At 64.6% G+C, this 13,063-nt stretch carries 7 protein-coding genes; 3 read left to right on the forward strand and 4 right to left on the reverse strand.

All coding sequences use genetic code 11. The features are described from left to right. Positions 1 to 2 precede the first annotated feature (2 nt). The 3 genes from ABDW57_RS19865 to ABDW57_RS19875 all read left to right on the forward strand — a co-directional run bounded on the left by ABDW57_RS19865 (position 3) and on the right by ABDW57_RS19875 (position 7,059). Entirely contained in the window at positions 3 to 3,050 is a 3,048-nt protein-coding gene (locus tag ABDW57_RS19865; protein WP_343731911.1) for a glycoside hydrolase family 2 TIM barrel-domain containing protein, read from the forward strand. Positions 3,051 to 3,228: 178 nt separating this feature from the next. Beyond that, positions 3,229 to 6,177 carry a TonB-dependent receptor gene (locus ABDW57_RS19870; RefSeq protein WP_343731912.1) on the forward strand — a complete coding sequence of 983 codons (2,949 nt, stop codon included), beginning with the start codon at positions 3,229 to 3,231 and terminating at the stop codon, positions 6,175 to 6,177. Positions 6,178 to 6,246: 69 nt separating this feature from the next. Next, positions 6,247 to 7,059, forward strand: coding sequence for a hypothetical protein (locus ABDW57_RS19875; RefSeq protein ID WP_343731913.1), 813 nt, complete (start codon positions 6,247 to 6,249; stop codon positions 7,057 to 7,059). Here the strand turns inward: ABDW57_RS19875 and ABDW57_RS19880 are convergent. From ABDW57_RS19880 to ABDW57_RS19895, 4 genes are read right to left on the reverse strand one after another with little or no spacing between them, the layout of a single operon-like run. Beyond that, complete coding sequence (locus tag ABDW57_RS19880) at positions 7,053 to 8,690, reverse strand: glycoside hydrolase 43 family protein (RefSeq protein ID WP_343731914.1); 1,638 nt, start codon at positions 8,688 to 8,690, stop codon at positions 7,053 to 7,055. The two genes, ABDW57_RS19875 and ABDW57_RS19880, sit on opposite strands and share 7 nt — an antisense overlap. Beyond that, entirely contained in the window at positions 8,687 to 9,889 is a 1,203-nt protein-coding gene (locus ABDW57_RS19885; protein ID WP_343731915.1) for a glycoside hydrolase family 88 protein, read from the reverse strand. The genes ABDW57_RS19880 and ABDW57_RS19885 overlap by 4 nt, the downstream gene beginning before the upstream one ends. A 9-nt stretch (positions 9,890 to 9,898) precedes the next feature. Beyond that, complete coding sequence (locus ABDW57_RS19890) at positions 9,899 to 11,134, reverse strand: oligosaccharide MFS transporter (RefSeq protein WP_343731916.1); 1,236 nt, start codon at positions 11,132 to 11,134, stop codon at positions 9,899 to 9,901. A gap of 44 nt (positions 11,135 to 11,178) precedes the next feature. Continuing rightward, positions 11,179 to 13,056 (reverse strand): glycoside hydrolase family 97 catalytic domain-containing protein, encoded by a 1,878-nt coding sequence (locus ABDW57_RS19895; RefSeq protein WP_343731917.1) that lies wholly within the window; start codon positions 13,054 to 13,056, stop codon positions 11,179 to 11,181. Positions 13,057 to 13,063 lie beyond the last annotated feature (7 nt).

Here is a 13,063-nt window from a genome sequence, read left to right on the forward strand (position 1 = left end):
ATGTGAGCATACAAAAGATCATGACAGCCATGCTGGCGGCCGCGCTTGCCGCGCCGGCGCTGGCGGCACAGCCGGCGCGCGCCGAATGGGAACAGCCCGAAGTCGTTGCGGTGAACCGCGAGCCGATGCGGGCCACCTTCTTTAATTTCGAGTCGCGCGAGAAGGCGCTGGCCGGCGAGCGTTCCGCCTCCGCCAATTTCCTTTCGCTGGACGGCACTTGGGCGTTTGCCTATTCCGCCACGCCGGAAGCGCGGCCGAAGAACTTCTACCAGCCGGGCTACGATGTCAGCAAGTGGGGCAGCATCCAGGTGCCCGGCATGCTGCAAACGCAGGGCTACGGCAAGCCGATTTTCACCAATATCGATTATCCTTTCCCGGCCAATGAGCCCTTGATCCCGCATGCGCTTAACGAGGTCGGCTCCTACCGCCGCGACTTCAACCTGCCGGCCAACTGGAAGGAACGCGACGTGTTCCTGCAGATTGGTGCGGCCGGCGCGGCCTACTATGTGTGGGTGAATGGGCAGAAGGTCGGGTACTCGGAAGACTCCAAGCTGCCGTCGGAATTCAACCTCACGCCGTACGTGCGTGCGGGCCGCAACACCATTGCGATTGAGATTTACCGCTGGGCCGATGGCTCCTATCTGGAAGACCAGGACTTCTGGCGCGTCAACGGCATCGAGCGCAGCGTGTTCGTGTACGCCGAGCCAAAGACGCGGCTGCGCGACTACACGGTGACGGCGTCGCACGACGGCCGCTTCGCGCTGGCGGCGGAGATGGCCGGCAAGCCTGCCGAGGTCACGGTGACGGCGCGCGTGCTGGATGGCGACAAGGAGCTGCTGCAGGCCAGCGCCGCGCCGGGTGCCGACCGCAAGGCCGTGCTGCGCGGGACGGTCGCCAACGTCAAGCCATGGTCGGCCGAGACGCCCAATCTCTATACGCTGCTGATCGAAGTGAAGGACGCGCGTGGCCAGCTGGTGTCCGCCACCGCGCGCAAGATCGGTTTCCGCACCGTGGAAATCGCCAGCGGCGAGGTGCGCGTCAACGGCAAGCGCATCATGATCAAGGGCGTCAACCGCCACGAGCATGATCCGCACACCTATCGCGTGATGTCGATGGACAGCATGCGCAAGGATATCGAGTTGATGAAGCGTGCCCACGTCAATGCCGTGCGCACTTCGCATTACCCGAACGATCCGCGCTGGTACGATCTGGCCGACGAATATGGCCTGTACATCATGGACGAGGCGAATATCGAATCGCACGGCTATATGCAGCTGGGTGATCGCGCGCCAACGCCGGAGGCGCGGGCCGCCATCCAGCTCGGCTACAAGCCGCACTGGCGGGCCGCCCACCTTGACCGCGTCTCGCGCATGGTGGAGCGCGACAAGAACTCGCCGTCCATCATCTTCTGGTCGCTGGGAAACGAGGCCGGCACCGGCCCGAACTTCGAGCAGGCCGCCGCCTGGATACGCAAGGCCGATCCGACGCGCCTGATCAGCTATCTTGGCCATGGCACGATCGGCGAGGAGCATCTGCCCAACGCATACGTCGACATCTATGCGCCGATGTATGACGATATCGAGAAAATGGCCGATTACGCGCAGGACCCGGCCTACCAGCAGCCCATGATCCAGTGCGAGTACGCCCACGCCATGGGCAACTCGCTCGGCAACCTGGAAGACTACTGGCAGGTGATCCGCGCCCACCGCAAGCTGCAGGGCGGCTTTGTGTGGGACTGGGTCGACCAGAGCGTGATCGCCAAGGATGAAAAAGGCCGCACCTACTGGGCCTCGGGATTTGACCTCAATCCTAAGCGCGGCGACAACAGCGTGGTGGGCGACGGCGTGCTGCGTTCCGACCGCACGCCGGACCCGGAATACTACGAACTGCAGAAGGTGTATTCGCCGGTGGTGTTTGAGGGCGATGCGCGCAGCGGCAAGATCGAGGTGGTGAACCGCTATGATTTCCGCGATCTGTCGCACCTGTCGCTGGCCTGGAAGCTGGAGCGCAACGGCGTGCAGATCGCGGCCGGCACGCTGGCCTCGGCCAATGCGCCGGCCGGCGGCCGCCAGCAGCTGGCGCTGCCTTCCGCGGTGGCGGATGCGGTCGATCAGGCCGGAGCGGGGGAGCTGGTGCTGACGGTCAGTGCGTCCGGAACGGAAGGGCAGGCTGGCTGGTCGCAGTTTGTGCTGGCCGCACCGACGGCAGCCGCTTCCAGGGCGGCATGGGTGGCGCCGCAGGGGAATGCGCTGCGCGCCGGCAAAGCCGTGCTGTCGCTGGATCCGGCCACCGGCCTGGTGAATTACAGCGTGGACGGCAAGCTGCTGCTGAAAGGCGGCAGTCCGAATTTCTGGCGCGGCCTGACCGATAACGACGAAGGCGCCGGTGTCGACAAGACGCACAAGGTCTGGCAGACCTTTACCGCGCAGCGCAAGGTGCGCTCGGTAACGGCGGAGGGCGATAGCATCAAGGTGCTGTTCAGCTTTGGTGCCGGCGCCGCGCACTGGGAGAATGTGTTCCGCATGCGCGCCGACGGCACGCTCGACGTGCAGGCCAGCTTTGTCCCGCTGCGGGATGATCTGCCCGATCCGCTGCGCCTTGGCCTGCGCTTCGATATGCCGGCCAGCCTGAGCCAGCTGCAATGGTACGGCCGCGGGCCGCACGAGTCGTATGTCGACCGCAAGACCGGCGCGGCCCTGGGCCTGTATGCCGGCGCGCTGGCGGACCAGTACCACAGCTACATCCGGCCGCAGGAAAGCGGCAACAAGACCGATGTGCGCTGGCTGGCGTTGTCCGGCGCGCTGAAGATCAGTTCCGATGTGCCGTTTGCCTTCAACGCGCTGCCGTTCCCGTATGAGGATGTGTACCTGCGTGCGCGCGGCCAGTGGAAGAGCTCGGAGATCGCGCCGCATGGCGACGGCAGCCTGCTGATCGACATGGCGCAGGCCGGCGTGGGCGGCGATACCGGCTGGAGCCTGAATGGCCGTCCGCACGTCAAGTACCGCATTCCATTGCGGGAGGCCAGCTACCGTTTCAGCATCACGCCGTAAGGCCAGTTGTTGTATTCCGACACAAGCGGATTTCAGCGAAGAAGTGATTGACCCTGCTGGTCCGCTTGTTTATCATGTTTACTAAAGTTATCGATAACTTTTTATGTCTGGTCTTGATTTGTTATCGATAACTAACACACCAAGCTTTCATTATTAGAAAAAAAGAGGAGATCAAGTCATGCGTAAGGCCCTGTTCAACACTGTCCAACTCACCGCCATGGCGCTGGCTGTCAGCCAGGCTTTTGCCCAGGCCCCAACCCAGGATGCCGGCACCACTGTGGTGGTGAGCGGTATCCGCGCCAGCGCCAGTTCGGCGGTGGCTGTCAAACGCGACACGATGGAGGTGGTGGATTCGATTTCCGCTGAAGACATCGGCAAGCTGCCCGACATGAACGTCGCGGAGACCCTGACCCGGGTGCCGGGCGTGCAAGGCTACCGCTACGGCGGCGAAGGCGCGTCGCCGGTTGGCCAGGGCTCGGGCCTGACCATCCGAGGCCTCTCCGGGCAGACTGCGTCGCAAGTGAACGGCCGTGCCTACTTCACCGCCGGTGCGCGCGAATACAACATCGAAGGCGCGATTCCGGGCATGGTGGCCGGCATTGACGTGTACAAGAATCCGTCGGCCGAGCATATCGAAGGTGCGATCGGCGGCCTGGTCAACATCCGCACCCGCAAGCCGAGCGACTTCAAGGAACTGACCGCTACGCTGAGCGTGAACGCGCGCCAGAACGACATGGCCAAAAAGACCGACCCCGAGCTGTTTGGCCTGATCGCCAACAAGTTCGATCTGGGCGGCGGCTCGCGCATCGGTGTGATGGCGGCCGGCGTGTACCAGAAGAGCACCGGCCGTTCGGACAACAATCCGGCCAACGGCGGCGCCAACTTCAAGCGCGCCATCCGCGCTGACAGCGCCGAGTATGCCGCGCTGGCGGCGGCCAACACCGCCAACAGCCCGTCGCAGCCGATGGCGGCCTACGTCGGCCGCAGCGACGTCTCCTACCTGAGCAGCGTGCCGACCGTGGCCACCGGCGGCGCCAACACGCCCAACCTGAGCGGCCTGACCGCCGCGCAGGCCAGCAATGTGATGGTGGCGCCTGGCCTGACCAGCAACGTATTCCAGGAAACCATCTACCGTACCCGCAAGGGCCTGAGTCTGGCGGCCGACTACCGCCACAGCAACACGCTGCGCTTCTACACCGAAGGCGAGTACACCTATTACCAGTACTATCAGAATTACCGCGGCCTGAATTCCATCGACGGCGGCAATGTGCAGAACCTGCAAACCTCGCCGTTCGCCTTCACCGAAGGCCTGGCCAACCGCAACCTGAACGGCGGCAGCGACGATGTGCTGGTCAATCAGCGCCTGCGCGGCGGCACCTTCCTCAACTCGGCGATCAACACGCTGGGCGGCGAGGAACATCGTCCCTATACCACCTGGATCGCGGCCGGTGGTGTCGAGTGGAGTCCGACCGCGGCATGGTCGCTCAAGGCCGACCTGAATTACATCAAGGCCGACCAGACCCAGGATAACCGCTCGGTCAACCTCGATTCGGCCAGTGGCCTGTACTGGAACACCACCCGCGTGGCTGACGGCGCGCCGCACCAGCTGACCTTCAGCGGTCCGAGCCTGTCCGATCCGAACAACTTCGTGTTCCGCGACTATAGCAACGGCACCTACCAGAAGTGGGATGATAATGGCTACGCGGCCAAGCTGGATGCGGCGTATTCGCCGGACGGCGGCTTCCTCACCAAGATCAAGTTCGGCGCGCGCGCGGCGCACCAGAAGAGCCTTTACACCAACTTCAGCTTCAGCGGCAAGCCGCTCACCAGCGATGGCAAGGCACTGGCGGCCAACCGCGCCAACGGCATCAACGCCGGCACCATGACCGGCCTGCTGGAAACCGCACCGACCAACTTCATGAACGGCGACGCCGGTTATGCGGGCGGCTTCCTGGTGGTGGCGCCAACTGCGCTGGACGGCAACCGCATCATGACCGCCTTCCCGAATGCCGGCATCCCGGCCGAGGGCAGCTATCCGGAAAATGCGCTGGCGCGCCGCGTGTTCAGCGAGCATACGCTGGCCGGCTATCTGGTCGGCGAGTTCGCCACTGAAGACGAACGCCTGCGCGGCAATGTCGGCGTGCGCCTGGTGCGCACCAATACCGACCTCACCGCGCGCGTGGCCAACGTGACCGGCGGCACCACCGTGATTGCCGATAACTTCAAGTCGACTTCCTACACCAACGCGCTGCCGACGTTTAACCTGACCTACAACATCCAGAAGGACTTCCTGGCGCGCTTCGGCTACGGCCGCGGCATGACCCGTCCGGACATCAGCGCGCTGAATCCATCGATCGTGGTCAACACGGTGAATGGCACCGGGTCGGTCGGCAATCCTGACCTGCGGCCGCAACTGGCCAACAGCTTCGACTTGTCGCTGGAACGATACTTCAGCGCCACCAACTACGTCTCGGCGGGCGTGTTCGACAAGCAGATCAAGGGCTTCCTGAGCGGCATCGTGGAATGCCAGACGGTGGCGCTGGCGCCGGCCTACAATGGCAGCATCGCCAACAGCTGCCCGGCGGGCCAGTACCAGATCACCAAGTCGGTGAACTCGCAGGATGGTTATGCACGCGGTGTGGAAGTGGCGGGGCAGTACTTCTTCGACAAGGACGCCGGCTGGCTGCAGAATTTCGGCGGCTCGGCTTCCTACACTTACGTCGACACCTCGAACCCGATCAACATCGGCAGCCTGACCGCGCCGCGCATCATCGACAGCCAGCAGCCGATGGTGTCGAAAAACAGCTACACCGTGGCTGGCATGTATGAGGCCAAAGGCTTCTCGGCGCGCCTGGTCTACACCTGGCGCTCGGACCAGGTGCTGTTTGGGGTGTCGCCCAACCCGATCGACGGCCGCTACATCCGTTCCTACGGCATCATGGACGCCTCGCTCAATTACGACATCATGAGCAACCTGACCCTGAGCGTGAACCTGTCCAATCTCACCAACAAGGGCCTGGACCGCTACGTGGGCGAGCCGGGCGCGTATGGCACCGGCATCGAGCGTCAGCACTATCTGAACGGCCGCACCTTCAGCGTGGGCCTGCGCTACAAGTTCGGCAAGTAAGATTTGCCGCCGCAACCGCAATCCTGGCACGCCGCCGGGGTCGCGGTTTTTTTATGAGTGAAAGAAAAAATGAAATTACGCTTCCTTGGCATAGACGAAGGCTTGCAGCGACTGCACCTGATTGACACCGCCACCCCGGACTTCATCTGGACGCTGGATCTGAAAGACTATCCGTTGGCGCGCGACCTGCAGCGGCTGGACGACGAGCGCGTACTGGTCGGTTACGATCATGGCTTTTTCGAACTGGAATGGCGAACCGGGCGCGTGCTGGCGGATTGCCGGCAGTGGCGGGACGTGACGGCCGTGCATCGCCGTGCCGACGGCAGCACGCTGGTCACCGGCATGAACCTCGATGGCCGCAATGGCGTCAACGTGCTGACGCTGGACGCGCAAGGACAACTGCTGCACGCCGCCTTCCGCGAAGGCGACTACGTGCGCCTGATGCGCGTAACGCCACAGGGCACCTATCTGCTGTGCACCAATGATCACATCAAGGAAACCACACCGGAACTGGTGGAACTGCGCCGTTTCAGCGCGCCGGGCTTCGAGCACGCATGGAAGGCCGAGCGTCTGGCCGATGGCAAGACCATCGTGTCGGCCGGCTATGGCGCGTTCATGGCGGTGTTCGACAAGGAGGGTGGACTGGCGCATCGCTTTGGCGCCGCTGGCGAGCTGCCGCAGGCCGTGGCGCCATTCTTCTACGCGAGCCATGAGTTCCTGGCGGACGGTCAGCTGCTGGTGGCGAACTGGCAGGGCCACGGCCCGGATAACGGCCGCAAAGGCGCGCAACTGCTGCAGTTCGATCGCGATGGCCGGCTGGTGGACAGCTGGTCGGCCCCGCAGCGCATCTCATCGCTGCAAGGCCTGTTGTTGCTTCAATAGGGACCGGAACCGGGCGCCGTCAGATCGAAGTGCTCCACGTCCAGCCAGGAGCCGGCTTGTTTGCCGATGCTGAACAAGCCGACCTGTGCACCGACCCAGGTGCCGCGCGTGACCGGAAAGGGGCCGCTGGCCGGTTTGAAGGTCAGGCCATCCACGCTGTACGAAAAATTGACGAAGGCGCCTTCGTTCATGTGCGCACGCAGCGTCAGTTCATGCGGCGCATCGGCCAGCACTACGGTCGACTGCTCCTTGCAGCGCGGGCCGAATGGGCCGCACACCGTCATCACCAGCTGGTTGACCTTATCTTTGCGGCGCAGGCCCAGCCATGCATACTGCATGCCGTTGACGATCAGGCCCGCACGGTCGCCGTCGCGCGCCTGATCCAGCTTGATGCGGGTGGTGGCCAGGAAGCGCGAGGCCGGCGCCTTTTGCGTCAGGATCGCCGGTGAGGCGCGTACGTAGTCATCGGCGTCTTCCACTGCTTGTGTGTAGAGCCGCAGCGTGCCCGGCCTGGCCGACAGCGAATACCATTCCGGCCGCGCGTTCGCCCCCCATTGCCATTGCAGGCCCAGTTGCGCGGCGCTGAAATCGTCGCTGGTCGGCGGGGTTGCCAGCGGCTTGCCTTGCACCGGCTTGGCGTGCGTGATCAACGGCTCGCCGGTGCCCGGCTTGCGGCCTGCCTGTCCGATCAGCGGCCAGCCGTCTTTCCACTGCATCGGTTGCAGGTGCGTGACGCGGCCGTAGGCGCCTTTGTCCTGGAAGTGCAGGAACCAGTTGCTGCCATCGGGCGCGTCGACCCACGCGCCCTGGTGCGGACCGTTGACCGGCGTGTCGCCCTGGTCCATGACATTGCGCACCTCGTAAGGGCCGGCCAGCGTGCGCGAACGGAACACAGCCTGCCAGCCTTGCTCGACGCCGCCGGCCGGCGCAAACACGTAGTAGTAGCCGTTGGCCTTGTAGATCTTCGGTCCTTCGACCGTGTGATAGCCGGGATAGTCGGCGCCGTTGATGATGTCGCGGCCTTTCTCATCCAGCATCCTGGTGGCGCCGGCATCCATGCGGCGCAGCGTGATCACGTTGTTCTTGCCGGCGCGGCTGAAGGCCCAGGCGTGCAGCAGGTAAGCCTGGCCGTCGTCGTCCCACAGCGGTGCCGGGTCGATCAGGCCGCGGCCGGCCAGCAGCAGGCGCGGCGCGCTCCACGGGCCGCGGAACTGCTCGGCTTCGATCACGTAGATGCCGGAATCCGGGTCGGGATAGAAGATGTAGAAACGGCCGTTGTGGTAGCGCAGGCAGGGCGCCCATACGCCTTTGCCGTACTGCGGCGTGGCAAAGTTGGCTGCCGGCGTCAGCGCGGGCAGGGCGTGGCCCACCAGCGTCCAGTTGACCAGATCCGGCGATTCCAGCAGCGGCAGGCCGGGCGTGTTGGAAAAGCTGGATGCGGTCATGTAGAAGCGGTCGCCGACGCGGATCGCGTCCGGATCGGCGTAGTCGGCGTGCAGCACCGGGTTGCGATAACGGCCGTCGCCCAGATCGGCAATCCATGGCGCGTTGGCTGGCGGCGGGCTTTGCGCGTGGGCGGCGTGGCACAGCAGGGCCGCGGCCAGCGCGGCGGTCAGGGGCAGGCGTTTCACCAGTAAGGCTCCCAGATGCGGCTCAGGCGCGTCAACGCTTCCAGATAGAAGTAGTCGCCCCAGATGCAGGATTCATCGACGCCGATGCGGTTCGGCTTGTGGTACACGGCGTGGCGCAGCAGGCCGGCGCCGGCGGCGCCGTCGTGGTTGAAATAGTGCTCGGACAAGGTGAGAACCATGCCGGCGGCGGCGCGCTCATAATCCGCGCGCAGCGGATCGAGCAGCGGCAGGCGGCTGGCCAGTTCCAGCAGGCCGCAGGCGGCTACCGCCGCCGCCGAGCTGTCGCGTTCTTCCGGCCCGCCGGTAAAGATCAGGTCCCAGTAGCAGATGCCGTCCGGCGGCAGGCGGTTCAGGTAGTAATTGGCCACTACCTTGCCCAGTTCCAGCAGCCGCGTGTCGCCGTTATGGCGCGCCACCAGCGGGAAGCCCGTAATGCCCCAGGCCTGGCCGCGCGCCCAGCACGAATCGTCGCTGTAGCCCTGGTGCGTCTTGCCTTCACGCGGCTGGCCGTTGTCGGCGTCGAAGAAGAAGGTGTGGAAGGTGGAACCGTCGGCGCGCACGATGTGGCGTGCGGCCTGCTCGATGTGACGGTTGGCGGCGTCGCGGAAACGCAAGTCGCCGCTGGTGTCGCTGGCCCAGTACAGCAGCGGCAGATTCAGATTGCAGTCGATGATCATGCGGCCGCGCTGGGCCGGGTCATGCAGGTCGCCCCAGGCCTGGATGATGCCGGCGCCCGGATAGTAGCGCTCCAGCAGCAGCCCGGCCGCGCCCAGCGCTGCGCTGCGCGCCTGTTCGCTGCCGGTCAGCTTGTAGCCGGCCACGCAGGACAGGCTGTACAGGAAGCCTAGATCGTGGTGATTGGTGGCGATGCGTTCGCGCTGACGCCGGTCGAAGCTGGCGACGTGGGCTTCTGCCACAGTGCGGAACTCCGGCTTGCCGCTCAGCTCATAGGCCAGCCACAACATGCCGGTCCAGAAGCCGTTGGTCCACTCGGTGTTGTCCATGGCGGGATAGATGCCGCCAGTGCTGGACGGCGTCGGGAACCGCGTGCCGAAATGCGCGGTGTTGCGTTCCACTGCGGCCAAAGCCGCGCCGATGGCCTGGTCCAGCTGCGCACGCGCTGGCAGCTGGCGCCAGGCTTGCGGCAGGCGCGCGGTTTGCAATGGTTCCGGACGGGCCGGATGTAGTGCTGCTTGCATGAGTGATCCTTAATGGGTTGCCAGGGCGGCGTTCTTGCGGGTAGCGACTTCGGGCGGCGTAGGCGACAGCGCGAACGCCGACAGCACCAGGCACACCGCGCCAATCGCGGCCAGCAGCAGATAAGTGTGATTGAAGCCAAACAGGTCGTAGGCCTTGCCGACCAGCGGCGACAGCAGGGCCAGGCCCAGCGAGTGGCCGAAGCTGACGCCGACCATGTAGACGGTGGAGGCCAGGCGGTTGTCAAAGTGGCAGGCAATGTAGCGGAATACCGACACCACCAGGATCGGCAGCTCGATCGAATGCAGCATCTTCATGGCGGAGATCGACACCGGGCCGACCGCCAGGCCGGAACCGGCAATCCGGAAGATCATGATGGAACCGGCCAGCAGCAGGCCGTATTTGGCGCCGATGCGGCGCACCAGCAGCGGCGACACAAACAATCCCGCCGCCTCGACGAAGATCTGCAAGGAGTTCAGGTAGCCGAACATGGCGGCGCCGGTGGCCTTGTCCGGAAACTGCGAGGCAAAGTAGCTGGGGAACTGCTGGTCGTACACCAGATACAGGTTGGTCACGCTCAGGATGAACACCATGAAACGCCAGAACGCCTGGTCGCGCAGCAGGCTCAGTGCCTCGCTCAGGCGCAGCTTGGCGCCGGCGGCGGCCGCGCTTTCATGTTGCGGCAGGCGCCACAGCGCCAGCATCAGCACCAGCAGCAGGCCGGCCACGGAGGCCAGCATGAAGTTGATGTGCGGGTCGACGTTGTACAGGCGGCCGGTCATGAAGGCGGCGCTGGCAAAGCCCAGCGAACCCCACAGCCTGACGCGGCTGTACTCAAAGCCGTAAGCGCGGCCAATGCGGTCGACATATGATTCAATTGCATAGCTGCCGGCAATGAAGGTGATGCCGAGGTAGATGCCGCCCAGCGCGGCGCCGGCCAGGATGTGCGACTTGAGCAGGGGGCCGTAGACGTACACCAGAAACAGACCGGACAGCATGCACATGACGCCGACCGCCCACAGCACGTGCTTGCGCATGCCCACCTTGTCCGAGAGATAGCCGTACACCGGCTGCGAGCACATGGCGGCGATGAAGTTGGCGGAAAATACGATGCCCGTCTCGGTGCCGGACAGCTGTAAGGTATTGCGCAGCCACAGGGCCAGCAGCGACATGCTCATGGCCTGGGCAAAGAAATACACGTACACAAAGGTGCACAGGAAGCGGAAATGCGACTGCTTGCTAGTCATGACCGAGTTGTCTCCGGATTGTTCTTGTGTTTGTTATCGATAACCTATCGCGCCTGCGCCGGGCTGTCAAGTGGGCGCAGCCACAGGGCCTGGCCGCCCGACGCCGGCATGGCCAGCGTCAGCACGGTATTGGCGTCAACCGCCTGCCGCCGGATGCCGACCTTGGTGCGGGTGGGGGCCTGGGCGTCGTCGGCGTAGATGGTGGCTTCATAGCGCTGGCCGGCCGCAAGGAAATCGAGTTTCAGCGGCACCGTGCGCGCGTCGTTGTTGGTGATGGCGCCGACATACCATTCCTTGCCGCTGCGGCGGGCGATGGTGACGTTGCGGCCGGGCGCGCCATCCAGCACGCGGGTTTCATCCCAGACGGTCGGGACCCGGTCCCAGAACGCCAGTTCCGGTTCGTCCTGCGACATCTCCGGCTTGTCGTACCAGTACAGCGTTTGCAACGGGCTGTAATAGATCACGGCCAGCGCCAGCTGGTGGGCGTGGGTGGTCTTGATGCGCGGATCGTAGTAACAGATGGTGTAGTCGGCCGCGCCGGCCAGGTAGCGCACGAAGGGCAGCACGGTGTTGTGGGTGGCGTCCGGCATTTCCTCGTTGCCGCGAATGCCTTCGGAGGTCAGCAGATTGGGCCAGGTGCGCTGTTCGCCGGTCGGGCGCCAGTCGTCGTGGATGTTGACCATGATGCCGGCGGCGGCGGCCTGGCGGATGGCTTTCTCGACCCAGGTGGTCCAGCGGTGCGAGCCGACCTGCACGAAGCCGAACTTGACGCCCTTGACACCCCAGTCGCGGTAAGTCTGGAACAGGGTGTCGGACTGCGTCAGCAGCGCCTGCTGGTTCACGTACAGCCACACGCCGATGCCGCGCGCTTTGGCATAGGCGATGATGGCCGGCAGGTCGAAGTCGGGGATCGCGACTTTGGTGGCGTCCGAGTCGAACGAAAAGGCCGGACCGTACCACTTCCAGTCAAACAGAATGTACTCCAGCTTGTGGCGCGCGGCAAAGTCGATATTGGCTTTGGCGGCGGCGGTGGTCTGGGTCATCACGCGCATGATCTTGCCGGGCTTGATCCAGGCGGTATCGGCCAGTGGCGTGGCCTGGTTCAGGTTGAGGATGAAGTAGTTGTTCTCTACCAGTTGAGCGGGCGTGGCGGCGATCATGATGCCGCGCCACGGCGTGGCAAATGGCGAGATCAGGTCGGCCGCGTCATGCATGGCGGTGACCAGCGTGTCCGGCTTGTCGGCGCTGAGCTTGAACTTGGTACGGGCGTAGTCCACCATCTGCGCTTCCAGCAGGGCCACGTGCAGGCCGTTCGGCAGCTCCAGCGTCAGCGGGCGCTCGGACTGGTCGGGCCAGTCGCGCAGCGGCAGCAGTTGGTAAGGCGCCTGCGCCCAGCCGTGGAACCAGGCCCTGGTGCCGGCCGGCAGGGCGAATTCGGTGTCCTCCCCGATCACGCGGTAATAGCTGCCTTTTTCATTTTCCGGGAAGGCAAAGCGCAGCGCCACGCCTTGGTTGTAGACACGCGCTTCCAGCGACAGTTTGTAGACCGGATTGTCGTCCTTGACCAGATCGATGGCCATGGCCTGGTAGTGGTCGCGGATGCGGGCGGTTTCGCCGGTGACCGGCGTCCAGCTGCTGTCATGGCTGCTGCGGCGCACGCCGGTCACGGCCAGGTTCTCGAACCAGCGCGCGCGGCGGTCGACCGGCAGCGCCATGGCGCTTTCCGACAGGTGATTGTCAAGCCGCAGTTCCAGCAGCGATTCGCGGATCACGGTCTGGCCGCCGTAGTTGACGCTGTAATACAGGGCGCGCTTGCCGGCAGCGTCGGTTTTCTGCTGCACGGTCAGGACGATTTTGCCGTCCGGGGAGGCCAGGCGTTGTTCCAGGCCGGCGGCTGGCGCCAGGCCGCAGGCCAACAGCATGCATATT

The sequence above is a fragment of the Duganella sp. genome (genome assembly GCF_039595735.1).
Lineage (GTDB): Bacteria > Pseudomonadota > Gammaproteobacteria > Burkholderiales > Burkholderiaceae_D > Rugamonas.

Bases quoted from the DNA above. Each gene is read 5' to 3' on its own strand.
- ABDW57_RS19870 (WP_343731912.1), top strand. From the start codon at position 3,229: ATGCGTAAGGCCCTGTTCAACACTGTCCAACTCACCGCCATGGCGCTG.
- ABDW57_RS19875 (WP_343731913.1), top strand. From the start codon at position 6,247: ATGAAATTACGCTTCCTTGGCATAGACGAAGGCTTGCAGCGACTGCAC.
- ABDW57_RS19885 (WP_343731915.1), bottom strand. From the start codon at position 9,889: ATGCAAGCAGCACTACATCCGGCCCGTCCGGAACCATTGCAAACCGCG.
- ABDW57_RS19890 (WP_343731916.1), bottom strand. From the start codon at position 11,134: ATGACTAGCAAGCAGTCGCATTTCCGCTTCCTGTGCACCTTTGTGTAC.
- ABDW57_RS19895 (WP_343731917.1), bottom strand. From the start codon at position 13,056: ATGCTGTTGGCCTGCGGCCTGGCGCCAGCCGCCGGCCTGGAACAACGC.